This window comes from Olivibacter sp. EAT-5, from assembly GCF_044784325.1.
In the GTDB taxonomy this organism is placed as follows: Bacteria; Bacteroidota; Bacteroidia; order Sphingobacteriales; family Sphingobacteriaceae; genus Olivibacter; species Olivibacter oleidegradans.
This window is the reverse complement of the sequence record NZ_CP173028.1, coordinates 1,872,930-1,898,180: the sequence shown is the minus strand read 5'-3', so window position 1 is coordinate 1,898,180 and position 25,251 is coordinate 1,872,930. Positions and strand designations below refer to the sequence as shown.

At 40.9% G+C, this 25,251-nt stretch carries 22 protein-coding genes; 17 read left to right on the top strand and 5 right to left on the bottom strand.

What is annotated here, in order from left to right; translation table 11 throughout:
- Window positions 1–24 precede the first annotated feature (24 nt).
- From mutL to ACH11B_RS07665, 6 genes are all read left to right on the top strand, one after another.
- On the top strand, window positions 25–1,887 hold the full coding sequence (gene mutL / locus ACH11B_RS07690) for a DNA mismatch repair endonuclease MutL (RefSeq protein ID WP_377613202.1): 1,863 nt from the start codon (window positions 25–27) through the stop codon (window positions 1,885–1,887).
- Window positions 1,888–1,895: 8 nt separating this feature from the next.
- On the top strand, window positions 1,896–2,651 hold the full coding sequence (locus ACH11B_RS07685; protein WP_013664764.1) for a rhomboid family intramembrane serine protease: 756 nt from the start codon (window positions 1,896–1,898) through the stop codon (window positions 2,649–2,651).
- Window positions 2,652–2,683: 32 nt separating this feature from the next.
- Complete coding sequence (locus tag ACH11B_RS07680) at window positions 2,684–3,535, top strand: rhomboid family intramembrane serine protease (protein ID WP_013664763.1); 852 nt, start codon at window positions 2,684–2,686, stop codon at window positions 3,533–3,535.
- Window positions 3,536–3,544: 9 nt separating this feature from the next.
- Complete coding sequence (locus tag ACH11B_RS07675; protein WP_377613201.1) at window positions 3,545–4,681, top strand: endonuclease/exonuclease/phosphatase family protein; 1,137 nt, start codon at window positions 3,545–3,547, stop codon at window positions 4,679–4,681.
- 147 nt (window positions 4,682–4,828) lie between these two features.
- Window positions 4,829–6,292 carry a cysteine--tRNA ligase gene (gene cysS / locus ACH11B_RS07670; protein ID WP_013664761.1) on the top strand — a complete coding sequence of 488 codons (1,464 nt, stop codon included), beginning with the start codon at window positions 4,829–4,831 and terminating at the stop codon, window positions 6,290–6,292.
- A 65-nt stretch (window positions 6,293–6,357) separates the two neighbouring features.
- On the top strand, window positions 6,358–7,224 hold the full coding sequence (locus ACH11B_RS07665; RefSeq protein ID WP_130854536.1) for a hypothetical protein: 867 nt from the start codon (window positions 6,358–6,360) through the stop codon (window positions 7,222–7,224).
- Window positions 7,225–7,294: 70 nt separating this feature from the next.
- Here ACH11B_RS07665 and ACH11B_RS07660 read toward each other — a convergent pair whose 3' ends face one another.
- Window positions 7,295–8,689 carry a peptidylprolyl isomerase gene (locus tag ACH11B_RS07660; protein WP_377613200.1) on the bottom strand — a complete coding sequence of 465 codons (1,395 nt, stop codon included), beginning with the start codon at window positions 8,687–8,689 and terminating at the stop codon, window positions 7,295–7,297.
- Between the two features lie 699 nt (window positions 8,690–9,388).
- Between ACH11B_RS07660 and ACH11B_RS07655 the strand changes: the two genes are divergently transcribed.
- The 6 genes from ACH11B_RS07655 (at window position 9,389) to ACH11B_RS07630 (ending at window position 15,772) form a co-directional block, all read left to right on the top strand.
- Window positions 9,389–10,087, top strand: coding sequence for a phosphatase PAP2 family protein (locus ACH11B_RS07655; RefSeq protein WP_013664758.1), 699 nt, complete (start codon window positions 9,389–9,391; stop codon window positions 10,085–10,087).
- Between the two features lie 74 nt (window positions 10,088–10,161).
- Window positions 10,162–10,662 carry a hypothetical protein gene (locus ACH11B_RS07650; RefSeq protein ID WP_130854537.1) on the top strand — a complete coding sequence of 167 codons (501 nt, stop codon included), beginning with the start codon at window positions 10,162–10,164 and terminating at the stop codon, window positions 10,660–10,662.
- A 28-nt stretch (window positions 10,663–10,690) separates the two neighbouring features.
- Window positions 10,691–11,266 (top strand): non-canonical purine NTP diphosphatase, encoded by a 576-nt coding sequence (locus tag ACH11B_RS07645; RefSeq protein ID WP_377613360.1) that lies wholly within the window; start codon window positions 10,691–10,693, stop codon window positions 11,264–11,266.
- A 10-nt stretch (window positions 11,267–11,276) separates the two neighbouring features.
- Entirely contained in the window at window positions 11,277–13,769 is a 2,493-nt protein-coding gene (locus tag ACH11B_RS07640) for a PIG-L family deacetylase (RefSeq protein ID WP_377613199.1), read from the top strand.
- Between the two features lie 2 nt (window positions 13,770–13,771).
- Window positions 13,772–13,966, top strand: a complete 195-nt coding sequence (locus tag ACH11B_RS07635) for a hypothetical protein (RefSeq protein ID WP_013664754.1) — start codon at window positions 13,772–13,774, stop codon at window positions 13,964–13,966.
- A gap of 111 nt (window positions 13,967–14,077) precedes the next feature.
- On the top strand, window positions 14,078–15,772 hold the full coding sequence (locus tag ACH11B_RS07630; protein ID WP_130854539.1) for a sodium:solute symporter: 1,695 nt from the start codon (window positions 14,078–14,080) through the stop codon (window positions 15,770–15,772).
- Between the two features lie 46 nt (window positions 15,773–15,818).
- Here the strand turns inward: ACH11B_RS07630 and ACH11B_RS07625 are convergent, their stop codons facing one another.
- The 4 genes from ACH11B_RS07625 to kbl all read right to left on the bottom strand — a co-directional run bounded on the left by ACH11B_RS07625 (window position 15,819) and on the right by kbl (window position 19,193).
- Window positions 15,819–16,394, bottom strand: coding sequence for a TetR/AcrR family transcriptional regulator (locus ACH11B_RS07625; protein WP_013664752.1), 576 nt, complete (start codon window positions 16,392–16,394; stop codon window positions 15,819–15,821).
- Entirely contained in the window at window positions 16,395–16,826 is a 432-nt protein-coding gene (locus tag ACH11B_RS07620) for a hypothetical protein (RefSeq protein ID WP_013664751.1), read from the bottom strand. It lies immediately after the preceding gene.
- Window positions 16,807–17,850: a phenylalanine--tRNA ligase subunit alpha gene (gene pheS, locus ACH11B_RS07615; RefSeq protein WP_041387171.1), complete on the bottom strand. Its 1,044-nt coding sequence runs from the start codon at window positions 17,848–17,850 to the stop codon at window positions 16,807–16,809. The genes ACH11B_RS07620 and pheS overlap by 20 nt, the downstream gene beginning before the upstream one ends.
- 152 nt (window positions 17,851–18,002) lie before the next feature.
- Window positions 18,003–19,193, bottom strand: a complete 1,191-nt coding sequence (kbl, locus tag ACH11B_RS07610) for a glycine C-acetyltransferase (RefSeq protein ID WP_013664749.1) — start codon at window positions 19,191–19,193, stop codon at window positions 18,003–18,005.
- A 181-nt stretch (window positions 19,194–19,374) separates the two neighbouring features.
- On the opposite strand from kbl, the gene ACH11B_RS07605 reads away from it, so the two are divergent.
- The 5 genes from ACH11B_RS07605 to ACH11B_RS07585 all read left to right on the top strand — a co-directional run bounded on the left by ACH11B_RS07605 (window position 19,375) and on the right by ACH11B_RS07585 (window position 25,225).
- Window positions 19,375–19,860 carry a DinB family protein gene (locus ACH11B_RS07605; RefSeq protein ID WP_377613198.1) on the top strand — a complete coding sequence of 162 codons (486 nt, stop codon included), beginning with the start codon at window positions 19,375–19,377 and terminating at the stop codon, window positions 19,858–19,860.
- A 122-nt stretch (window positions 19,861–19,982) separates the two neighbouring features.
- Window positions 19,983–22,442, top strand: a complete 2,460-nt coding sequence (locus ACH11B_RS07600; RefSeq protein WP_377613197.1) for a DUF5686 and carboxypeptidase regulatory-like domain-containing protein — start codon at window positions 19,983–19,985, stop codon at window positions 22,440–22,442.
- A gap of 147 nt (window positions 22,443–22,589) precedes the next feature.
- Window positions 22,590–24,122, top strand: coding sequence for an exodeoxyribonuclease VII large subunit (gene xseA / locus ACH11B_RS07595; RefSeq protein WP_130854543.1), 1,533 nt, complete (start codon window positions 22,590–22,592; stop codon window positions 24,120–24,122).
- 1 nt (window position 24,123) lies between these two features.
- Window positions 24,124–24,342 (top strand): exodeoxyribonuclease VII small subunit, encoded by a 219-nt coding sequence (gene xseB / locus ACH11B_RS07590; protein ID WP_013664745.1) that lies wholly within the window; start codon window positions 24,124–24,126, stop codon window positions 24,340–24,342.
- Window positions 24,343–24,364: 22 nt separating this feature from the next.
- The gene (locus tag ACH11B_RS07585; RefSeq protein ID WP_377613196.1) at window positions 24,365–25,225 is read left to right on the top strand and encodes a TraB/GumN family protein; all 861 of its coding nucleotides are present in this window, start codon (window positions 24,365–24,367) and stop codon (window positions 25,223–25,225) included.
- Window positions 25,226–25,251 lie beyond the last annotated feature (26 nt).

Below are 25,251 nucleotides of genomic sequence, written 5' to 3'. Positions count from 1 at the left end.
ATCTAATTTGTAAATTCGCAGGGTATGTCAGATATCATTCAATTACTACCAGATGCAGTAGCCAATCAGATTGCGGCAGGGGAGGTAGTACAACGTCCGGCATCGGCAGTAAAGGAGCTGATAGAAAATGCTATTGATGCAGGTGCAGATAAAATTCAATTAATCGTAAAAGACGCAGGTAAATCCCTTATCCAGGTAATCGATAACGGTTGCGGCATGAGTGTTACAGATGCACGCCTTTGTTTCGAGCGCCATGCGACCTCAAAATTAAGAAAGGCTGAAGATCTCTTCGCTATCAGAACCATGGGATTTCGGGGTGAAGCCATGGCTTCTATCGCCGCCATCGCTCACGTTGAGCTTAAAACAAGACGACATGAAGACGAGCTGGGGACCTGCATTATGATAGAGGGATCCGAAATAATAAATCAAGAACCAACAGCAACGCCTGCCGGCACAAGTATTTGCGTTAAAAATTTATTTTTCAACACGCCTGCACGACGTAATTTCCTGAAAAGTAATCCGGTTGAAATGCGCCATATCATTGAAGAATTTCAACGGATTGCCCTAGCTCACCCTAAGATCTTCTTTAGCCTGCACAGCGATGGAAACGAGGTCTTTCACCTTCCTTCAGAAGGTCTAAAACAGCGCATCATACACATCTTCGGAAGTAATTACAACCAGCGTTTAGTACCTGTTGAAGAGTCCACAACGATCATTAATCTAAATGGTTTTATCGGAAAACCGGAATATGCGAAAAAAACCCGGGGCGAACAGTATTTTTTTGTCAATAACCGTTTTATAAAAGATCCTTACCTGAATCATGCGGTACTCAATGCTTACGAAGAGATCCTTCCTTCCGAAAACTATCCGCTATATGTATTGTTCATCGAGATTGATCCGGCGCAAATTGATGTTAACGTCCATCCCACAAAAACAGAAATCAAGTATCAGGATGAACGATCGATATACGCCATTATCCGTTCGGCCGTTAAGCGATCCCTAGGGAAGTACAACATTACGCCAACTTTGGATTTCAACCAGGAAACGGGTTTCAGCCATATGATTTCGCACAAGAAAACGGAAGATATTGTCCCGCCGACCATTAGTTTTAATCCGCAATTCAATCCCTTTGACACAGGCTCTCAGCAAAAGGAACGACAAGACAATTACTCTCGCTCTTTTGAGAAAAAGAGTGGCATTCCGCAGAATTGGGAAACACTCTATGAGATTACGCAGAAAGCCCACCATCAGCAGTTAAGTATTGATTCGGAAGATAAACAGCAGGAATCGGCAATAGAAAAAACCCAAGAGAAACCAGCCGGTAAGCTCATCTTTCAAATTCATAACCGCTTTATTTTGTCGCAGATCCGATCCGGTTTTATCCTTATCGACCAACAAGCGGCTCATGAGCGAATTTTATTTGAAAGGTTCTTACAACAACTGGAGACACACCAAGGAGCCAGTCAGCAAAGCCTCTTTCCGCAAACAGTTGATTTGAGCGTAGCGGATTTTGAACTTATCACCGACTTACTACCTGATATCCATGCATTGGGATTTCAAATTAGGGCTTTTGGACGGAACACCTTTATTGTAGAAGGAATCCCGGCTGATTTAGGCAGTGGACTCAGTGAATCACAAGTACTTGAGCAATTACTGGAAGCCTATAAAAATAATCAATCAACTTTAAAGTTAACCAAAAGGGAGAACCTGGCAAGGAGCCTGGCCCGCAATGCGGCTATTAAAAGCGGTACAGCCCTAAACATTGATGAAATGAATGACATTATCGATAAGCTCTTTGCCTGTTCAACACCTAATGTTTCTTTGAGTGGTAAACCCATAATTATTACCTTTACCCTCAAGGAACTGTTAGAAAAATTTGAAAAATAAACGAGAACATGTTTAATAACTCATCCGCTCAATTTGGTGGGATTCCGCCAGTGGTAAAGAACTTACTGATCGCAAACATCATCTGTTTCATTGGCGCAAATTTTGTATTTAAATATGCATATACAATCTTTCCCGTCTATTATTTTGATTCGCCCATGTTTCATTGGTGGCAGCCAATCACCTATATGTTCATGCATGGGAATATCAATGCCGGAGGTTTAGCGCACATCTTTTTTAACATGTTCGCCTTATACATGTTCGGCCCCATATTGGAACGGATCATGGGCTCTAAACGATTTGTTTACTTTTACCTTATTACCGGACTCGGGGCACTTGCACTTCAATTTGGCGTACAAGCTTTTGAGGTCTTCAATATTACCGGATCGCCTTCTGCTAAAAGCGTGTTGGATTTTAATTTTGAAACGGGGATGGTCTCAAGTAAAATAGACGGTATTTCAAAAGCTAACTTTGATACCCTCGCTTCCGTATACTTTACCCCTATGGTAGGCGCTTCCGGTGCTATATTCGGCTTATTGGTTGCATTCGGCTATTTGTTTCCAAATACCGAATTATACCTGATGTTTATTCCTATCCCAATAAAAGCGAAAATATTTATTCCGATTTATATTGTATTGGAATTATTTTTGGGTGTATCAAAATTCTCAGGCGATTCTGTGGCCCATTTTGCACATTTAGGAGGAGCCTTGTTCGGCTTTATTCTCATTAAGATCTGGGGAATCAAACGTCCGGGATTATGGGGTTAGCTTTAATATAAAGATCAACGAGATAGAAAATTATGAAGAGATCATTTTTTGGCGAACTTTACTATAAGGCATTTCGATCGGGAAATACGCTTAACTTCTTTATAGCCATCAACACGATTGTTTTCATTGTGATGGGACTTTTTTCGGTAATAGATTTCTTCGCAAAAACGCCCGTAAGTTCTTTTTTGGTTGAACAGCTCTCCTTGCCTGCCAATTTGAACAGGTTATTGTACCGGCCATGGTCTATCGCCACGTATATGTTTACGCAAGTGGATTTTTTTCACTTCTTATTTAATATGCTTTGGCTTTATTGGATTGGTCTTATCTTTCTTGATTTTCTAAATACTAGACAATTTACTTTTACCTATCTCGCGGGTGGTTTAGTTGGTGGCATTTTATTCTTAATCCTTTATAATCTGTTTCCTTCTTTAGGTGCCGGCTTTGCTGTGCTAATAGGATCTTCCGGAGCTGTATATGCGGTCGTCGTTGCTACCGCAACCTTGGTGCCTGATTATACCATTCGTCTGTTGTTTTTCGGAAACGTTCGTTTAAAATATTTGGCAGTAGCTTTTATCGTCTTAAATTTATTAGGCCTTGGAGGTGGAAACTTAGGAGGAAACCTCGCTCATTTAGGTGGAGGGCTTTTGGGATTCGTTTATATCTTACAGCTTCGTAAAGGCAATGACTGGAGCAGGCTAATCCAGGCTAAAAAGAAGAAGCTTCGGATTATAAAAAATGATGCCCCTCGAAAGAGCAAGGAAACCTTCACCAATCAAGAATATATTGATAGCATTCTGGATAAGATATCCCGGTCCGGATATAATAGCTTAAGTAAAGCGGAAAAGGAAGCCTTATTTAATGCGGGGAAGCAAGATCAAGATTAAATTTATTCCATGGGCGCAAAAATAAGGAAAGGGAAAAGAAAAAGAAGCCTGGGAAAATTCGTGCTGCTTGGTATTAATGCTTTGTGCGTTTTGTTGTTATGTCTAAGTTACCTAGCTCCTTACATCGACCCGCAAAGTTTTTGGCCGCTCGCTTTTTTTGGTTTAGGATACCCTATTTTCTTATTAGCTAATTTGGTATTCATCATTCTTTGGGCATTTAAAAAATCCAAATACCTTATTTTATCACTGCTTTGTATTCTCTGTGGCTACGTTCCACTAAAAAAGCATATAGGTTTTCGCAGTAAACCAGACGAGGCATCGATTAAGCGGCCCGACAGCAGTAGTATAAGAGTATTAACATATAATGTACATTTATTTCGGAAAGAAGATCAGGACGTGCAACCAAAAACGAAAACAGCCGTAACCGAACTTATCCAAAGTGTGTCACCGGATATTGTATGTATGCAGGAGTTCTATACAAGGAAAAAAGGAAAATACAACAGCCGGCAAAATATGGCTCCTGCTTTAGGACTTTCTTACAGCTATTTCCATCCTGTAGTTGAAAATGAGTACGAAGCTTACGGCCTCATTATTTTATCGCGTTATCCGATAAAAAATGCCGGATCAATTCCTAATTATCAAGGGAAACGAACATTAAATAGAGCTATATATGCCGATATCGTAAAAAATGGTCGTGCTTTCCGCGTTTACAATATCCACCTGCAATCTATCGGTTTTCAACCACAGGATTACGCTTTTGTAAAAGACGTAAAAAGTCGGAGTTTTGAAAATGATAATGTTGCATCTACTAAACGTATTGGCTCTCGCTTAAAACATGCTTTTTTTGAACGGAGTGAGCAAGCGAAGCGAATTAAGGAAGAGATTAATCGCTGTCGTAAACCGGTAATTATAACCGGCGATTTCAATGACACCCCTCTATCTTTTGCCGTGCACACCGTATCTAGCGATTTGAACAATAGTTTCGAGAAGAAGGGTGCGGGTTGGGGGATTACTTACAACGGTGAATTTCCAAACTTTCAAATAGATTATATACTTTCATCTAAGACCTTTGAGGTTAAGCATTATCAGATTTTGAAGAAAAAGTTATCCGATCATTACGCTGTTTGGAGTGATCTTTCCTTATAGCGAGTTTGAGGCAACGTCTTCTTATTGTCCTTTCTCGCCAACAGGATTCTAAAAATAGCATGGAATGAAAGGAAATTACTAAATTCGCAAAATCTACTTAGCGGTGTACCTTGTACCCATAAAACATATTCCTTAAAAATAAAACGAATGAGCAGCAATTTAGTCATTTATAATACGCTTAGCCGAAAGAAAGAAATTTTTGAACCCATAAACCCGCCCATGGTAGGCTTATATGTGTGTGGCCCTACCGTTTATAGTGACGTGCATTTAGGCAACTGCCGGACATTCGTATCCTTTGACCTGATTTATCGTTATCTGTTGTATTCGGGCTATAAAGTTCGTTATGTTAGAAACATAACTGACGCCGGACATTTAGAAGGAGACCGTGATGAGGGGGATGATAAATTTGCAAAAAAAGCGAAGCTGGAACAATTGGAACCAATGGAAATTGTGCAGAAGTATACGATCGGCTTCCATGATGTTCTACGATTATTCAATACGCTTCCTCCAAGCATTGAACCTACAGCTACCGGTCACATTTCTGAGCAAATCGAGATGGTAAAACAAATCATCGCAAACGGTTATGCCTATGAAGTAAACGGCACGGTATACTTTGATGTCGAAAAGTACAGCAAAAATAACGATTATACAATTCTTACCAATCGGCAGCTTGAAGACATGCTAAATAATACCCGTGAACTGGGCGGCCAGGACGAAAAAAAGGGAAGACTCGACTTCGCTTTGTGGATTAAAGCTAAACCAGAGCACATTATGCGGTGGCCATCGCCATGGGGCGTAGGCTTTCCGGGATGGCATATCGAATGTTCAGCGATGAGCAACAAATATTTAGGCCATCAGTTCGATATTCATGGAGGGGGAATGGACTTGGCAGCAACTCACCATACGAACGAAATTGCCCAATCGCAAGCTTGCAATCATACCAACCCGGCTAAATATTGGATGCATACAAACATGTTAACCGTTAATGGCGCACGTATGTCGAAATCTGCGGGAAACGGATTTCTTCCAAGGGAATTGTTCACCGGAGATCATCCCTTATTAACCCGTGGATATTCGCCTATGTCGGTTCGTTTCTTTATGCTGCAAGCCCATTATAGAAGCACGCTAGACTTTTCGAATGAGGCTCTGGAAGCATCTGACAAAGGCTATCGTCGGTTAATGAACGCCATTGCTTTACTACCCAAATTAAAGGCTTCAGCGTCTTCGGAAGTTGACTTTGAAGAAATAAAGCAACGTTTTATAGCTGCCATGAATGATGACTTCAATAGTCCGGTGCTGATTGCCGAGCTGTTTGAAGTTGTACGTATTATCAACAGTGTGTACGACAATAAAACCAAGATTGATGCAAAGGGCTTAGCGCAATTGAATACACTGGTAAACGATTTCGTATTCAATATCCTTGGATTAAAAGATGATCAAACGGAGAATAATGGGGATTTGGAAAAATTAATGGACTTCATTATTAAACTAAGACAAGAAGCCAAAGCTTCCAAAGATTACGCGACATCTGATTTGATTCGCAATAGTTTACAGGAAATGGGATTCCAACTGAAAGACAGTAAGGAAGGTACAGTTTGGAGCAAGTCGTAAATCCACAAAAAAAATTTTGGCATTAATTTGGCAGGGGAGAAGCCTTAAAAATATTTATAAAAAGAATGTTTAGATTTATTTTAGTTGCCCTAAGTATGATCGCCTTTTTAGGCAACACAGTGTGGGCTCAGCAAGAATCCTCCGATCAAATAAATCAACTAGTATCCGCCGAGTATAACATGGGCGTTTTAGCCACCAATAGAGGTGTTTTAGCAGCTTATAAGAACTATAGCGATGAAAGTACGGTGTTCTTCACCCCCGCACCGACTCAAGCCGAAATTTATTTTAAAAGCAAAGCTCGTGTACCGGATGTGATGACATGGAAGCCGGTTTACGCCAAAGTATCAAAAAGTAATGAATGGGGTTTTACAACGGGCCCTATTTCATGGCAAAACGTAGGATACAAGAAGAAATATGGCGAATATTTCTGTCTATGGAAATTGGATCGCAAGGGTGAGTGGAAAATTGCTTATCGTGCAATCAGCGAACATGGCGCACCAACAGAGCATGTACCTGCCATTCTGGAGAGCCCGGTAGACAATAAGTATCGAAAGTCTAGATCGAAGGCTCGACTAAAACAACGGGAAGATATCATATTAAGTACTGATCAGCTTTTTTCAACTATTTTGAAAGCTGATAACCAAACCGCTTTCAAGGAGTTCTTAACAGATTATGCCCGGATTTATATCCCTGGGTATACTCCGGTTATCGGCATAGACGACATTCGTGCCTTTTTAAAGAAAGCGGACATCAATATCGAAAGTACAGAACACAAAGTAGACCGTACTTATAGTGGTGAGTTAGCATATAGTCAGGGCGATGCCATCATCCGCCAGGGAAATAAAGTCACAAAATGCTATTATATTCGCATTTGGGAACTACAGGAAGATTCCATGTGGAAAGTGAGCGTTGATATGTATTTTGAGAAATAGTCTACACAAAATGGGTATAAAAATAACGGGGCGCATATCTATATGCGCCCCGTTATTTTTTTAATCAATTTTATTCTTTGACTTGTGCTTGCGCGTTATTTATTTCACTCTCTCGAACCCAATCTTTCAATTCTGCGCAGGTATTGAATTCATCATCAATTCTTATATAGGTAGTCTTTCTACGTTCTTCGAACCACTCACTGACTACACGATTCAGTTTATCCGCTTCCGCCAACTCTTTAATTTTCGCATAATCCTTTTCTAAAGAAGCTCTATGCGGTTCGGTGCGCGACTTAAGGTACAAGAATCTGTAGCCCTCTTTTTTAGTCTGCGGGTCGGAAAAAGCAAAGGGCTTCGAGTATTCGCCGGCTTTCAAGGTGTCAATAGCGGAGAAATCTGCTGCATCCAGCTGGTCTACAGGAATGTATGTAGTACGCGTTTGCTGATTCATCGCATTAAGCATCATCCCACCATTATATTTAGTCATCTCATCGCCGGAATATAGGGCTGCGGCGGTAGAGAATGGTATTTTATTGTCTTTAACTTGTGTGTAAATGCTATCAATCTGCTTTTTAGCCCGCTCCATGCTTTGCTCGTTCGGTTTTACGCCAATCAATATGTGCCGTGCCCTAACCTGTTCGCCTCTACGTTCAAGTACTTGTAAAAAGTGAAAGCCATATTCCGATTCAAATACATTGGAGATCTCACCTGGTTTTAGTCTAAAAGCAACCGAGGTAAATTCTTTTACCATACTACTTCTATCAAAAAAACCTAGATCACCGCCTGAAGAAGCTGACCCCGGATCCTGAGAATATAACCTTGCCATTGTTCCAAAGTCGTCTCCGGCTTTAATCCCCATCCGAAGAGATTCTGCACGATCATAAAAGGGCTGTTTTTCTTCTTTCGTCAATTTTGGAAATACGACGATCTCTCCGACCTCAACTTCCGTATTGTAATTAGGCAAACTGTCTTTAGGAATTTTCTCGAAATACCTTTTCACCTCCAATGGGGTAATCCCGGTTTTCTCTGTAATTTTCGCCTGCATTTTCTGTGCAATCAATTGCTCCTTGACAGCGGGCCTCATTTCTTCCTTGTATTGAAGCAACGAGCGGTTCAAGAATTTTTCCAATTGCTCCTGACCACCGGCTTGACGTGTCATATATCGTAAACGGTTATTGATATTATCATCCACCTCATCTTCGGTTACCTCGATCGAGTCAATTGCTGCCTGCTGTGTTAAAAGCTTGTTTGTTAACAGCTGCTCTAAAATCATACATTTGACCCCTGGATCAGCACGGTTACCCTCGGAAAGATATTGCGCGTACTGCATCTCTATATCCGATTGGAGAATAATATTTCCACCAACAACGGCCGCCACTTTATCTATTACCTGTACATCTTGAGCTCTCAGTGCTCCCACACACGCGAGGAAGATAAGTGTCAACAAACCAGCAAACTTCTTCATTTGTTAAATTCTATTTTTTATACTAAGCAGTTTTAATAGCTTGCTAAGTTACACAAATCCATTACACTCTATTCCATATTTAACGAAATTTAACAAGAAAATGGTTCACTGTTGACCCTTTATTTCCGATGACAACAATTCGCAGTGCGTAATGCTCTAATTTGATCGTATAAAAGAACGATTATTTTTGTCACTTTTATTCGTTATCGTTTGTTTTAAAAGGCACTCATGCTACTTCGTGGTTTCCGCAAAAAGTAACCAAAAACTCATCACTTGGAACTTTGCTATAAAAAGGTAGTGCCTCAACGTGCAAACCGCAAATTTCCTAGGCGATATTGTAGCAGAACGGAGGGCCTTTGCGGGCAGCCGACAAAGCCACTGGTGTGGGGTAAAACGGCCTTGGAGGATACCGATGCAACGAGCAGCAAAGCATTTGCACCTCTGTTCATGCTGCACTACCCAAGCGGATTGAGGAAGTGAAACGGCTCCAATACGCGCCGTTGATGCTTTGCCATCAGGTGCAAGGTAGCCTACACGAGCCTTGATTTTGCTCAACTTTTATCAAGAAAAGTTGAATAAAATAATCGTTCCTTTAATATTACAAGCTATTGTACGTTAAAAATGGCTGCCTAAGTAACAAGTTGCTGCTTGCAAAAACATAAACATTTTCATTATGTTTGAAATGTTAAGCATAAAAAAATGAATACATCGGCCTCTTACGAATACAGTTATCTAACATTTTTAAAGCAATTCCCCGTATTTATTTTATTACTAGTTTGCTTTCAGCTAATTGGTATCACGTGCTCGCTTATTTATTCGCAAGCCGAGTTATTCTTATGGGTCAATCGTCTACATGACCCCATGGCCGATCAGATTTTTATGCTCATTACGCATTTGGGTGACTGGCCCGTTACAGTGGCTATAGCTTTTATTTTCCTTTTCATTAATTGGCGTCACTCATTTTTATTGGTATCTACTATGCTCTATACCGGTTTCTTTACGCAGGTAATAAAGATGATTGTTAAGCACCCACGACCAGCTGTTTTTTTTGAGCACGGAGAAGCGATTTATACCATTAAAGATTATGTCTTACAAAACTCACTTAGCTTCCCTTCCGGCCATACCACCTGTATATTTTCACTTACCATCACTTTATCTTACATCTTTGTCAGCCAAAGACGCCAACCCTGGTTCTTTTTGATTGCTCTCTTGGTAGCCCTATCACGTGTATATCTATCTCAGCACTTTTTCAAAGACCTGTTAGCAGGATCGTTGATCGGCACTTTTTTCGCGTTGCATCTTATTTGGCTATTTGAGCGATCCGAGTGGTTTCATAAAAAAAACACGAACAGTAATCTACTGGAATTTTTAAAGAAAGGTAAAAAACCCGTTTCATAACTAGAATTCGCTCGCTAAGTTTGCATCTCGGTGTAGATTCTTCTATTTTCGTTTGGGTTTACCACAATCGTACTATGACGCAGTTGAATACTACCAATCCTTTTGCTTTACGTTACCTACTGGATGATTTGCTCTTCGATTTCGAAGCTGACTTTCCTGCAGCAACCGAGCAATCACCAAATATTGATCGCCCAACTTTCAACGTTCTTGGAGCCAATAAAAGCCGTATTCTCTATTTGGTAGAAAATATGACCGAAGGGCATTTCTCACCGGCGGCCTTGGATGCCTTTACCAAAACATTACACGCTTTAGGTCTTGCACTGGATGATGTGGCGGTTCTGAATCTTGCTCAAATAGAAGCGGGCGTAAATTTTGAAGACCTATGTAGTTATTTTGATCCTCAACGGATTATATTCGCCGGACCATCACCCGCTAAAGTAGGCATAGATGGCTTATCTCTTAATATAGCGTCTTCTCAACAATCCATCGAATTACTTTACACCTATTCTTTTGAGGAAATGTTAACAGATACAAATAAGAAGAAGCTCTTTTGGCAAGCCGTAAAAGCCTTTTAAACACTAGCAATTTTAACACATGGAAGATATGCAACAACTGGTTTTTGCAACGAACAATAAACATAAACTGGAAGAAGTTCAAGCAATGGTGAAAGGTCTATTCTCCATTCAATCCTTATCAGAAATACAGTGTGAGGTCGATATCCCGGAAACCGCCGACACCTTTGAAGGCAATGCTTCGCTTAAAAGTGAATACATCCTAAGTAATTATGCCCGCGATTGCTTTGCCGACGATTCCGGGCTGGAGGTGGAAGCGCTAAACGGAGAACCGGGTGTTTACTCCGCTCGCTATAGTGGTTCGAGAGACATGGAAAAAAACATCGACTTGCTATTATCCAAATTAGCTGACAAAACCAATCGGAAAGCGCAGTTCAGAACCGTTATTTCCTTGCGATTGGGAGGAGAGCACCATTTCTTTGAAGGTACTGTTAAGGGCTCGATTACACAGGAACGTATTGGATTAAGAGGATTTGGATACGACCCAATTTTTATTCCGGATGGCTACATAAAAACTTTTGCGGAAATGTCGGCCGACGAAAAAAATCAGATCAGCCATCGGGCGGTCGCCATACAGAAATTAGTTACCTTTCTCAAGAATCGTTAAACATTGCCGTATGCCTCGTAGACAATTGCTTCCCCTGCTTATTATTAGTTTGATTACGCTATTTGTCCAACCCTTGTTGGCACAGAACGCATCCACTAATAACGCTGCATCTATCAGATTGCGAATCCAAAAATTAAACACGCTGGGCAGTGTGCTTTACTTTGCAGCACATCCTGATGATGAAAATACACGGCTGATCGGCTGGCTAGCAAATGAACGGCTTTATCGAACCGGTTACTTGTCGTTAACACGCGGCGACGGCGGACAAAACCTTATTGGTACCGAACAAGCCGAAGAGCTTGGTTTGGTACGGACTCAAGAGCTATTAGCGGCGAGAAGGGACGATGGCGGAGAACAATTTTTCTCGACAGCCAACGATTTCGGTTTTTCCAAAACTTTTGACGAGACTTTTCAAATATGGAATAAAGAAAAAATTTTGGCAGATGCTGTTTGGGTAATCCGGAACTTTCAACCTGATGTTATTATCACTCGATTTCCGGGCGACCCAAGAGCGGGACATGGACATCACCAAGCCTCGTCTCTCTTAGCACAGGAGGCCTTTAAAGCTGCAGCAGATCCATCTCGTTTTCCGGAGCAGCTAAAATATGTAAAACCTTGGAAGACCACTCGAATTCTCTGGAACACCTATAATTTTGGCAGCGCGAATACAATTAAAGAAGGACAATTTCGAGAAGATTTAGGACAATACAATTCTTTTATTGGCAGAACCTACGGTGAGATTGCCGCTATCAGTCGAACCAACCACAAAAGTCAGGGCTTTGGCACCACCGCTCAAAGGGGCGAAATGTATGAATATTTTGAAAGTTTAGGAGGCACCCCTCCCCGGAAAAGTTTATTCGACGACATCAATACCAGCTGGTCGAGAGTTCCCGCTTCGAGAAAAGTACAAGAATTGGTGCAGCAGTTACAAGAGCATTACAATTTAGCGCATCCCGAATATTCTATTAAAAAGCTTACGGAACTTCTTACCGAGCTAGAGGGCTTGGGAAATAATTATTGGGCTCTTCAAAAAATAAAAGAAGTAAAAGGGCTTATTTTGGATTGTGCAGGGATCTGGGGCGCCTGCTTAGCCGATGACGAAAAATACGCGCTCGGTGAAACTGTTCACGCGAGCACTCATTTGGTGGTACAAAAACCCGGGTTATCTGTTTCGCTTTTGGCACTAAAAAACGGTGATCAAACCGAGTCTTTTTTAAGCGGTACAACCAATTTATCGTATAATCAGCCGCAACAAATAAAAACCACCTTTGAAGCAAAAACAATTACGCAACCCTACTGGTTAGCCTTTCCGCATCAACTAGGTTCATTTACGGTAAAAGATCAAAAGCTCATTGGGAAACCGGAAGCCGGCAATCTTCTTCCACAGGTAATTGCCACCTTGTCTATCGAAGGAAAAGAAATAGACTATATTTTTCCCGTCACCTATTCATATAATGATCCCGTACGTGGTGAGGTAAATAATCCGATTGTTATAGCCCCCCCCCTGACCGTCAATCTCAATCAAAAAGCGATCATTTTTAATGGAAATGAACCAAAGCAAATCGAGGTCTCTTTTACGTCTAACGGTCATCACAGCCAAGCGGATATTACGCCCGTGCTTCCGCAAGGCTGGCGGATGGAACCGGCATCCTTTTCGGTCGATTTGGAAGAAAAAGACGACGAATTGGTCAAACTAGCAACCATTTATCCATCATCTAACGCTTCCATGAACGACTCTCTCTCTTTCGAGGTTCGTTATAGAAATGGCCAAAATGAAATAGCGAAATCGATACGGACCATTCGCTACGACCACATTCCACGAATCAACTGGTTTCCGCCGGCAAGTGCTCGTTTAAGTAAAATTGAGACCGGGGTATCTGCCAAGCGCATTGGCTATTTACCTGGAGCCGGTGACCTCGTTGCCGCATCATTGCGTGAGATAGGGTTACAGGTGGATGTTTTATCCGAAAACGATATTATGCATCAAGATCTTCAACAATACGATGCCATTATTACAGGGATTAGAATCTATAACGTGAATGATCGTATCCGTTATATACAACCCAAACTACTGGATTATGTAAAAAATGGCGGTACGCTTGTAGAACAATATAATGTAAGTGGCGGACTGAAAACCACCCAAATTGGTCCATACCCCTTTACTATCACCAGAGAGCGTGTTACTAACGAAAATGCACCGGTTCGCCTCATCGAACCGCAACATCCCATTCTTCAATATCCCAACAAAATAACGGCGGACGACTTCGGAGGCTGGATACAAGAACGGGGGTTATACTTTGCATCCAATACCGATAGTCATTACCAATTACCTTTGGCTATGAATGACTCGGGTGAAGCAGAGAGCAAAGGGTCACTTTTAGTAGCAAAGTATGGAAAAGGTAAATATGTTTACACATCTCTTTCTTTTTTCAGAGAATTACCGGCAGGAGTGCCCGGTGCTTATAGATTATTTGTAAATTTGCTCGCAAAAGAAAACAATTAAACATGGAAAATCAAGAAAAGAAAATCAACACAGACTCTTTATTCTATCTTATCGGTGCTTTTTTTGGCGCTTTAACCGGAGGCTATTGCGCCGAATCTTTTTGGGGCGTAGTAGGCGGATTGGTTATTGGTCTGTTTATCGCTATGTTTTTCTTGAATGCTTTAGTAAAGCGCAGAAGTGAGGAAGAACCTGCCTAAAGATAAAGGCCTCCCCCCTTTTGTAAATAGCTGGCATCAATTCTACTGGATAGTGTTGATTTGGCTATTTGCGCTGATTCTATTGTTTTACTTATTCAAAATAACTTTTGAATGAGTTTAATCGATTGGATCGTACTTTTCAGCACGCTGTTGCTGATTGTTGTCTACGGCGTATATAAGAGCCGTGGCAGCAGCAATATTGATGGCTATCTATTAGGGAATAAAACACTTCCTTGGTATCATATAGGCTTCTCCGTAATGGCTACACAAGCCAGTGCCATTACGTTCCTTTCAGCTCCCGGACTTGCTTATTCCTCGGGTATGAGCTTTGCACAGTTCTACTTCGGCGTACCCTTGGCGATGATCGTACTGAGCATCACTTTTGTCCCTATTTTTCACCGAATGCGGGTCTTTACCGCCTATGAATACCTGGAAAAAAGATTCGACGTAAAAACACGTGTCTTCACTGCATTTCTGTTCCTTATACAGCGCGGTGTATCCACCGGCATTACCATTTATGCTCCTTCTGTTATCCTTTCGAGCATTTTGCAGATAGATGCTACTTATACGACCTTGTTCATTGGCTGCTTGGTGGTGATGTATACGGTATGGGGAGGAACGAAGGCCGTCTCTTATACCCAACTGCTGCAGATGGGTATCATCTTTATCGGCTTGCTTTCAGCGGGTGTAATGGTTGTCCACCTATTACCATCCGATATCGGTTTGGTAAAAGCCCTGCATATAGCGGGAAAATCCGGGAGAGCCAATGCGATTGATTTCTCTTTCGACTGGAATAACCAATATACTTTGTGGAGCGGTTTAATAGGCGGTTTTTTTTTACAATTGTCTTATTTTGGCACCGATCAAAGTCAGGTTGGACGCTACCTGACCGGCTCCTCGATACGCGATAGTCGACTGGGTCTACTAATGAATGGCCTTGTTAAAGTTCCGCTTCAATTTCTGATATTAATGATCGGCGTCCTCGTTTTTGCCTACTATCAGTACAATCAGCCCCCTATTTTCTTTAATAAACTGGAATTAAACAAAATTGAAAAAAGTCCCTATCAATCTGAATTACAGCAGATCAAAGAGCAATTCAATACGGTTTTTCAAGAGAAACATCGTTTAATCAATAAATTGAGCAACGCGTTGGACACGCATTCTGATGCTGAAATTGCCGACATCAGAAAAGATTTACATAGCGCCAACCAAAAAACGACCGAAATCAGGGAAGAACTAACCCGCCTCATGCAAAAGAATGACCCGAAAGCAGATACGAATGATAACAATTATATCTTTCTTAATTTCGTCACGGAAAAGCTTCCCAAAGGGCTCGTAGGCATCTTAATAGCCATTGTTTTTTTAGCTTCGATGGGATCAACCGCGAGTGCGCTCAATTCGCTGGCATCAACATCTGTTATTGACATCTACAAACGATTTATTCATCGGGATGGCAGTGCCAGTAATTATCTAAACGTGTCGAGGCTTATGACCTTATTTTGGGGTATATTTACGATTATCATTGCACTATATGCCAATCGTCTTGGTAATCTCCTTGAAGCGGTCAATATTCTGGGGTCCTTATTTTACGGCACCATCTTGGGCATATTTATTGTTGCCTTTTATATGAAACGCGCGAAGGGAACTGCGACCTTCATTGCTGCTATTTTTGCCGAAATTTTAGTCATTATTTGTTGGCGCGCAGATATGATGGCCTTTTTATGGCTTAATTTAGTCGGTTGTGTCTCGGTCATGTTCTTTGCCACCTTAATCCAGGCTATAATACCTCGCATATCAAAAAATTGATGCCTTAAAACGAAGAATCTAAGTCCTAAAAGTACCCGAGTAAGGGTTAACTGACGGTTGCTTTCACTAAATAAGGTAGTATCTCTTTTTGAAAGGAAACAAAATACTTTCGAACATCGGCCACACTTACGGCCGTAAAAGCGAACGAAAACACAATACTTTTGCTCGACTTAATTAAAAATACTAAGTTTTCTTTAGGTATACCGGGATCAATAATATGGCTCTCGTTAAAAGAACTGATCAGTAAATTCTCCAAATCGTCAGAAAGCGTTTTTAAATACTCTTGTGCATTGGCCGACTCTCGAATGAAATCCCAGCCAATAAATTCATTACAGATGGTATAGGTTAAACGACTGACCTTCAAAATAAGATTACTTAAATACGTGCCTTGATCGGTAGCCGTACTTGGGTTATGTATGAGTTCGTCTACGCCGACCTGAATATAATCCATTAGGATGGCGTGTAAAACCATTTCCTTGCTATCGAAGTATTTATAAATGGTAGCTTTGGCTATTTTAGCCTTTTTCGCGATCTCATTGACGCTGGTTTTGTTATAACCATAGCGTCGGAAGAGATCCTTTGCCGACCGTTTGATACTTTCTTTAATTTTATCTGCTTCCATTTAATTAATAACTCTTATAAGATTCCCATCTCTCCTCACCTGGTAAGGTTTTAACGGTCGCTCAGCCGGAGCCTTTGAAGGCATACCGCTTCTGATATCATATTTCGCACCGCTGCATGGATCTACCAAAATAATACCGGTGTCATCCACATTTACAGCACACTTTTTTTCCGGATTAACTGTACTGCAACGATCGTAGGCTACATAACCGCTTCCTGTATTATAAACAATTATACCGGCAACACCACCGGTTTCCGACACGGCGTAGCCTCCCGCCACCTCCAGTTCGTGGTATTGGGTGGTAGAAAACGTTTGGTTAACAACCACCTCAGGAATCCCATAATAGTCTTTTCCACAGCCGCAGACGATAAAGATCAGCAACGGACATATCTTCCAGAGGAAGCTCTTTGTCTTAAATTGTCTCGGTTTCAAATTGTCTTAAAAAACGTATATCATTTTCAGAAAACAAACGCAAGTCTTTGATTTCATACTTCAAGTTAGTTATGCGCTCAATGCCCATTCCAAAGGCAAAGCCTGTATATTTCTTTGCGTCAATCTTACTGTTTGTTAACACATTCGGATCCACCATACCACATCCTAGGATTTCAACCCAACCGGTGTATTTACACATATTACATCCCGCTCCTTTGCAAATGGTGCAAGAAATGTCCATTTCAGCAGACGGTTCCGTAAAAGGAAAATAAGATGGACGGAAACGAACTTTGGTTCCTTCACCAAAAAGTTCCTGAACAAAATGGTATAAGGTCTGTTTTAAATCAGCGAAAGAAACACCTTCATCGATATATAAACCCTCTATCTGATGGAAAAAACAATGTGCTCGAGCGGATATTGCCTCATTTCTATAGACACGTCCCGGCATAATAGCACGGAAAGGAGGAGTCCCACTTTCCATCATTCGTACTTGCACCGATGAAGTGTGCGTACGGAGTGCAATATCATTACCTTCTTGTTTCCTGATAAAGAAGGTATCCTGCATGTCTCTTGCGGGATGTTCTTCCGGAAAGTTAAGCGCCGTAAAATTATGCCAATCATCTTCAATTTCCGGACCCTCGGCCACAATGAAACCAAGTTTTTTGAAGATTTCCACAATCTCTTTTCGTACAAGGGACAAAGGATGGCGAGTACCAATTTCAAAACCAGGTCCGGGCAAGGTCAAATCCTGTTCTTTCGAATCCTTTGAAGAGTCGGCAGAAACCTCGAATAAATCCTTTGTTTCGGCATATCTTGCTTCTGCCAATTGTTTAAATTCATTCAACACTTTGCCCAAAAGCCGCTTTTCTTCACTCGAAACATTTTTGAACTCTTCAAACAATCCTTTGACGATCCCTTTCGCTACCAAAAATTTCAGTCGATAGTTTTCGACTTCTTGTTGTGAATGAGGAGTCCAATTATTTATCTCTTCTGTATATTGATTAATTTTTTCCTGTATACTCATTTTTAACTCTTTATAAAATAAACAAAGCCCAGCCAATGGGTCGTTTATTTTTTGCAAACTTAGATAAAATGCTCGAAATTCACGAACAGCAGCGAAGCACCGGCCTTCCTGTTTGCATTAATTAATTCCATACAATTATCAATTTATCTTAACTAGTTAATTACACCCAATTGCTTTCCTACCTTGGTAAAAGCGGTGATTGCTTTGTCTAGATGTTCCTGTTCATGAGCAGCGGATAATTGCACGCGGATCCGGGCCTTTTCTTTAGGAACAACAGGATAATAGAATCCGATTACATAGATCCCTTCTTCCAGCATTTTAGCGGCAAACTCTTGTGCTAATTTAGCATCGTAAAGCATCACCGGAACAATGGGATGGAATCCAGGCTTAATATCAAATCCCGCTTCCGCCATCTTCTCTCTAAAGTACTTGGTATTGTATTCTAGTTTATCCCGTAATGCCGTCGTTTCGCTTAACATATCCAGAACTGCGATAGAAGCGCCGGCAATGGCCGGTGCCAGTGTATTGGAAAACAAATAGGGTCTTGAACGTTGACGAAGCATATCGATGATTTCCTTTTTCCCCGAAGTAAATCCGCCGGAAGCACCACCCAAGGCTTTTCCCAAGGTCCCTGTAATAATATCAATGCGGCTCATAACACCAAAATGCTCGTGTGTACCTCTTCCTGTTTTACCGATAAAGCCCGTGCAATGCGATTCGTCAATCATAACCAAGGCTTCGTATTTATCCGCCAAATCACAGATCTTATCCAGCGGAGCGACCACCCCATCCATCGAGAAAGCACCATCGGTAACAATAATACGATGTCTAGCGCCTTTTGCAGCAATTAATTGCTTTTCCAAATCCTCCATATCCGCATTCTTGTATCGGAAACGTTGTGCTTTACATAGGCGAACGCCGTCTATAATAGACGCATGATTCAATTCATCAGAAATGATGGCGTCTTCTGCTCCAAATAACGGTTCAAAAACACCCCCATTCGCGTCAAAGGCTGCCGCATACAGAATGGTGTCCTCCGTCCCAAGAAACTTAGCTATTTTTGCCTCCAGTTCTTTATGTATATCCTGTGTCCCGCAAATGAATCGTACGGAAGACATGCCGTAACCATGTGTGTCTATTGCTCTTTTTGCAGCATCAATAACTTTTGGATGAGACGAAAGCCCTAAGTAATTATTCGCGCAAAAATTCACAACTTCCTTGCCTCCACTTACTTTTATATCCGCGCCTTGAGGAGTCGTGATAATACGTTCCCGCTTATATAAGCCTGCCTCTTCTATTTCGGCCAATTCTTTTTGCAATACAGGTTGAAGTGTTTTATACATAAATTCAGTGATTTGCGGTAAAAATACAGATTTAATGATAAAAGCTGAAAAGATGATAGAAATGATTATCTTTCGGTAATCGATCTAAACATATAGCGACTCCGATTAGCTATATGTTAAATCTGTGCCGGATTTTTTATCTTTGGAATACTGTAAACCATTATATTTTAAGCCTTATTTTATGAGTAATCTGTTAATACAAAATCTAGTAAAGCAATTACAGGATGTTCAAGACGGTGACCTATGGTTAGATGAAAACTTCATAAAAAAAATTGATACATTAACACCGGAGCAGGCGCTCACTCGGCCCATTCCCGATATACACAGTGTTGCCGAAATCGTTTCACATCTGTTGGAATGGAGAAGGGATTGTATCCGTAAGTTGCAAGGCCAAAAAAGCACATTGACCATAGAAAGCAACGAAAACTGGCGTTCGAACAATGAGTTAAAGCAGATAGGATGGAAAAAACTGAAAGATGATTTTTATGCTTCTCAATACCACTTGATACGCTTGATTGAAATACGGGATGATGCCTTTCTCGCTCAGGAATGCGGTACATACACCTTTCAAGCGCTGTTGGAAGGGATGATACATCACGACCTTTACCATTTAGGCCAAATAGGAATTTCCATTAAACTACTAAAAGTTCATAGTCTTTTAAAATAGCCAATACGGCCTTTAATGCCTATCTCGCCTAGTGCTTAAAGCGTTTAATTAACATACTTTAACAAAAATAAATGTAACCTTTCAGGCTTGCAGACCATCTTAAGAGCATATCTCATATGCTGATGAATCGAATCGTTACCCTTATTTTCTTTCTGTTTACAAATATTGCCGTAGCTCAACAACTAACTTTAAAAGGATCGATACGCGATGCCGATGGCTTTCCGATACCATTTGCGACTATTGTTAAAGAAGGCTCTTCGATTGGCACCTCGGCAAATAAAGAGGGACATTTTAACCTATCGCTACCGGAAGGCCGACACCAATTAAGTATTTCGGCAGTGGGCTACAAGCAAAAAACAATCACCGTGAAACCGCCTCAACACGACAGTCTTATCATTCACTTAGATGGGGAGATTTACACATTACAGGAGGTAGTTATCGGAAACCGGGAAGACCCCGCTTATTCCATCATTAGAAAGGCAATGAAGAAAAGGTCCTATTATTTAAAAGAAACAGGCCCCTATCACGCACATGTATATATAAAAGGCTTGCAACGTTTACTTAAAGCACCAAAGAAATTCTTTGGTGTTGATATGAACGAAATTGGAGAAGAAATTGGCCTGGATTCTGCAAGAAGAGGCATCATTTATTTATCTGAATCGGAGTCCAAGATTACCGTCAATCCGCCCAAGGATTTCAAGGAAGAGATGATCAGTTCCAAAATTTCAGGCGATAATAAAGCCTTTAGTTTCAATAGGGCCTCTGAGCTTCAACTTAATTTTTACGAGAACTACCAACATATTGTTGAAGGTTTGAGTAACAGGCCCTTTATTTCTCCCATTGCCGATAATGCTTTAGCATATTATCGATATCAATATCTAGGCACCGCAGAAGAGAAAGGGAAGACGATTATCAAAATTAAAGTAATTCCTAAAAGAAAGGCAGAGCCACTTTATAAAGGCAATATATATATTATTGAAGGTGAATGGCGTATTCATAGTGTGAATTTTCTACTTGATAAGGAGTCGAGCATCAACTTTGTCGATTCGTTGAATCTCAAACAGCTTTATACAGAAGTAACGGAAAACAAATGGATGCCTTCTAATATCCAATTGGATTTTAAGGCTGGTCTACTTGGCTTTCAAGTTGGTGGTTATTTTACGGCTATTTATCAAAACTATACCTTTATCGATGCGCCCGATAAGAGACTTTTTCGGGAGGTATTATCTATAAGTGGAGACGTGAATAAGAAAGACAGCCTGTATTGGGCGAAGAACAGGCCAGTTCCATTAAGTCCGGAAGAACAAAAAGACTATATAGCAAAAGATAGTTTATATCGTTTTCATCAATCGAAAGCGTATTTGGACTCCATCGACAGAAAGAATAATCGCTTCAAACCACTGACATTTCTAACGAGTGGGTATACCTACCGCAATCGTTATAAGAAAGAATCCATTCGCTTTAACGGCCTCTTAACATCAATGCTCTTTAATAGCGTTGAAGGTTTGGCGATTAATTACGGTATAAATTACAATCGACAACTCGACAGCGGGCTAAATCGATATTTTCGTATAAATGGACGCATTCGATATGGATTTGCAAACAAACACCTCAATGGTATCGTGAGCACGGATCTTCCTGTTAAGAATCAAACCTTCGTACTATCTGGCGGTAGGGATGTCCTCGATCTAAACAACCAGGGTTCACTTCCCACTTTATTAAATAGCCTGTACACCTTATTTGTCGGGGAAAATTATCAAAAACTCTACGAAAAAACCTTTGCTTCCATAGCGTGGAGCAATACCTTGCCGGGCAATATTAAAATCAGCCTGCAAGCGGAATGGTCAAACCGCCATTGGCTACCCAATGCTAGCGATTTTACGTTCCGGGATCGCAATTCAAATAAGCTTACCTCCAACAATCCCTTACAACCGGACGCCGACGTTCCGCTTTTTACAGACAATAAATCCACAAAAGTCCGGGTCGGTTTAAGTTATGACTTTTCAAATCGTTATGACATGTACCCAACGGGCAAACGTTATCTGGTTTCTAAATATCCAACCTTTGGTATCCAATATATTAAAGGCATTAAGAATGTCTTAGGCTCAGATGTCGATTACGATTTGCTTACCACAAGTGTTCAAAAAAACAATATGGGCCTAGGTCTATACGGCAAGGTGTCCTTTTCAGTTACCGCTGGAAGCTTTTTTAACAATAAGCAGCTTTTTTATCCGGATTACAAACACTTTAATGGAAATAGAATCTTACTCGTTGACCAGCAGCTAAGTTCCTTTTTAGCCTTAGATTATTATCAGTACAGCACCCCATCCAATTTCGTGGAAGCCCATATGGAGTATAATCTCGGCGGTATGTTCGTCAGTAAGGTGCCCCTATTACGAAAGCTGAAGCTTGAAGAGCTTATTGGATTGCATTACCTACACACGTCTGAATTAAGTAATTACAGTGAATTGCATGTTGGTTTACAATGGAAAATGATCCGACTAATGTATGCGCATTCAAGAAGTGCTGCCCAGCCCCTCAATCAAACAAATACATTAAGGATAGCCTTAAAACTATTTTAGTGGGGAGGTCGTTAGTCGAAGCGTACTTCATACAATCGACGCTTTTAGACTGGTATTTCTGCAAGCTATATAAGAATCTACACTATAGCGTAGTGTAAAAAATCAACTCCTCTTCGCGAATGTCGTGCATTTTATCTAAGTTTGAGTATGCCCGAAATAATTGCAGATAAAACTATCTTTTCATTGGCGGAGGTAGCTCGCAGCATCCAAAAAACAATAGCAGACCGCTATAAAAGCTTGTATTGGATAAAGGCTGAAATGAACAAACTAAATCACTATTCTCATTCAGGTCATTGTTATCCCGAGCTGTTGGAGAAGCTAGAGGGAAAGGTCATTGCAGAAATTCGGGCAACATTATGGAAAAGCGACTATGAGCGTATTAATCAGCGTTTTGTCGAAATCATTAAAGAGCCATTAAAGAATGGGATCAATATACTTTTACAAGCATCAATTAGCTACGATCCTGTACATGGATTGAGCCTACATATTGTCGATATCGACCCTTCGTACTCGTTAGGAGAATTGGAACGAGAAAAACAGGCCAGTATTGCTTTGCTGAAAGAAGAGGGCCTTTTTGAGGCAAACAAACTGTTGCCTTTTCCTTTACTGCCTAAACGTATCGCCATCGTTTCGGTAGAAACGAGTAAAGGCTTAGCCGATTTTTTAAAGATTATCGATCATAATTCTTTCGGTTATCGTTTCGAGTACGAGTTGTTCCCGGCTCTTTTGCAGGGTGAAAAATCCGTGATCTCCATCATCGATCAGCTAGCCAAGATCCGTTTACAACTGCAACGTTTTGATGTCGTTGCGATCATAAGAGGAGGTGGAGGAGAGGTTGGTTTAAGCTCTTACAACAATGTGTTATTAGCGAAAGCCATTGCCACTTTTCCTATCCCTGTAATAACCGGAATTGGCCATGCGACCAATGAGACCGTTTCAGAGCTAGTTGCCTATAAAAATGCCATCACGCCCAGCGCGTTGGCTGATTATCTTTTACAACATTTTCACAACTTTGCTCGCCCGGTAACCTATGCGGAACAGGTACTTCGATTGAAAACGCAGCAGCTCTTCGATAATCAGCAACAATTGCTAAATAACAACATCCGCTATTTTAGAATGGCGAGCTTGAATATGTTACATGAAAACAAGCATCAATTAGCGAATTTACGTAACCGTACACTTCAACAAAGCAAATATCAACTGGCCCAGGAGAAAGGATCGTTTCAACGCCTTAAAAGCCAATTATCCACGCAGTCAAAGCGCACTTTAATGGAAGAAAAACAGGCCATCACTTTTCTAGGACAACGATTGAAACGTGAGAACCTCCATTTAAGCAAGCGTTCAAGACAGGTAATTCGGCAAATCAGAGATCAACTAATCCGCCAAAGCCATCAGATCGCAAAAAAGCACCATGCAGCTCTCACAACATTACATAAAAATCTAGCCCCTGGCACCAAGAGATTATTAGTGGAAGCGACTAAATCACTGGACAATCAAGAGCGCCACCTATCTATACTCGACCCACAACATGTACTGAAAAGAGGGTATAGCATCATGCTTTTTCAGGGAAAAGCTGTAACTGATGCGCAGGTCTTGAAGGTGGGCGATAAGGTAAAGACGATTTTAGCATTTGGCGAAACAGATAGTCAGGTTACTTTTGTAAACGAAATAAAGAAATAAAATGGATAAGCAATTAAGCTATACATCAGCATTTGAAGAACTTCAGACAATCGTGGAAGAAATCGAAGATGGAGAAATTACGGTAGACGAGCTTTCAAACAAAGTGAAGCGTGCGGCATTGTTAATCAAAATCTGCAAAAGTAAACTAACTGAAACCGAAGCAGACGTCAATAAGATTTTGGAGGATCTGGACAATGAAAATTTGAAGGAAGATGAATAGAATGCATCAAGAATAAAATGTTATGAAACGATTTGTTCTATTAATCGGGCTCCTATGGTTTTCTTTCGTTATTACATCGAAAGCACAAACATCAACAGATCGGACGACGCTTTGGGAATTCACGGGAAATGGCCTTTCGACCCCCTCTTACCTGTTTGGCACTTTCCATCTTTTATGTCCGGATGATTTAATTTTTACAGAGGCCCTCAAGCAAAAGCTCGAAGCAAGTCAACAATTATACCTTGAGCTGGATTTTTCGGATCCTCAGATCGGTATGAAAATGATGGAAAATATGCGCATGCGAGGCAAGACATACCATGATTTATATGATAGCCTAACCTATCGCCAGGTAAGTGACAGCCTGGAAAAAATAGCGCATATTCGTCTGGAAACGCTAAATAACATGAAGCCCTTTGGCCTATATTCCATTGTTTTAATGGGTGCATTACAATGTCAGCCCGCTAGCTGGGAATTGCAATTGGTGGATTTAGCAAAAGCCAAAGGTATGAATATCGCCGGCTTAGAAACGGTAGAGAGCCAGGCTGCGCTTTTTGATACGATTCCTTATAAAGTTCAAGCAGAACAACTAAAAGAAATGGTATTTAATTTGGACAGCATGGCTACGGAAATAAACGAGCTTATCAACCTTTATAAAAGCCAGGATATCCACACCTTGCACAGTCGAACAATAGCTGATCCGCTCATGCAGGATTATTTAGACCTAATGCTGTACAATAGAAACGCCAATTGGATTTCCATTATAGAAGAAAGTGCAAAATCTCAAGCCACCTTCTTTGCTTTTGGGGCTGGTCATTTGGCTGGGGATAAAGGTGTTATTAATCTTTTGAGAAAAAGAGGGTACACAGTAAAACCCGTGTATTGATAAACAAAAGAGGGGATCTAAAAACG

Coding starts and splice junctions, on each gene's coding strand:
- kbl (WP_013664749.1), bottom strand. CDS start 19,193: ATGTATAAAACACTTCAACCTGTATTGCAAAAAGAATTGGCCGAAATA.
- cysS (WP_013664761.1), top strand. CDS start 4,829: ATGAGCAGCAATTTAGTCATTTATAATACGCTTAGCCGAAAGAAAGAA.
- ACH11B_RS07655 (WP_013664758.1), top strand. CDS start 9,389: ATGAATACATCGGCCTCTTACGAATACAGTTATCTAACATTTTTAAAG.
- ACH11B_RS07600 (WP_377613197.1), top strand. CDS start 19,983: ATGAATCGAATCGTTACCCTTATTTTCTTTCTGTTTACAAATATTGCC.
- pheS (WP_041387171.1), bottom strand. CDS start 17,850: ATGAGTATACAGGAAAAAATTAATCAATATACAGAAGAGATAAATAAT.
- mutL (WP_377613202.1), top strand. CDS start 25: ATGTCAGATATCATTCAATTACTACCAGATGCAGTAGCCAATCAGATT.
- ACH11B_RS07685 (WP_013664764.1), top strand. CDS start 1,896: ATGTTTAATAACTCATCCGCTCAATTTGGTGGGATTCCGCCAGTGGTA.
- ACH11B_RS07625 (WP_013664752.1), bottom strand. CDS start 16,394: ATGGAAGCAGATAAAATTAAAGAAAGTATCAAACGGTCGGCAAAGGAT.
- ACH11B_RS07640 (WP_377613199.1), top strand. CDS start 11,277: ATGCCTCGTAGACAATTGCTTCCCCTGCTTATTATTAGTTTGATTACG.
- ACH11B_RS07585 (WP_377613196.1), top strand. CDS start 24,365: ATGAAACGATTTGTTCTATTAATCGGGCTCCTATGGTTTTCTTTCGTT.
- ACH11B_RS07660 (WP_377613200.1), bottom strand. CDS start 8,689: ATGAAGAAGTTTGCTGGTTTGTTGACACTTATCTTCCTCGCGTGTGTG.
- ACH11B_RS07650 (WP_130854537.1), top strand. CDS start 10,162: ATGACGCAGTTGAATACTACCAATCCTTTTGCTTTACGTTACCTACTG.
- ACH11B_RS07675 (WP_377613201.1), top strand. CDS start 3,545: ATGGGCGCAAAAATAAGGAAAGGGAAAAGAAAAAGAAGCCTGGGAAAA.
- ACH11B_RS07630 (WP_130854539.1), top strand. CDS start 14,078: ATGAGTTTAATCGATTGGATCGTACTTTTCAGCACGCTGTTGCTGATT.
- ACH11B_RS07635 (WP_013664754.1), top strand. CDS start 13,772: ATGGAAAATCAAGAAAAGAAAATCAACACAGACTCTTTATTCTATCTT.
- ACH11B_RS07605 (WP_377613198.1), top strand. CDS start 19,375: ATGAGTAATCTGTTAATACAAAATCTAGTAAAGCAATTACAGGATGTT.
- ACH11B_RS07665 (WP_130854536.1), top strand. CDS start 6,358: ATGTTTAGATTTATTTTAGTTGCCCTAAGTATGATCGCCTTTTTAGGC.
- ACH11B_RS07645 (WP_377613360.1), top strand. CDS start 10,691: ATGCAACAACTGGTTTTTGCAACGAACAATAAACATAAACTGGAAGAA.
- ACH11B_RS07680 (WP_013664763.1), top strand. CDS start 2,684: ATGAAGAGATCATTTTTTGGCGAACTTTACTATAAGGCATTTCGATCG.
- xseA (WP_130854543.1), top strand. CDS start 22,590: ATGCCCGAAATAATTGCAGATAAAACTATCTTTTCATTGGCGGAGGTA.
- xseB (WP_013664745.1), top strand. CDS start 24,124: ATGGATAAGCAATTAAGCTATACATCAGCATTTGAAGAACTTCAGACA.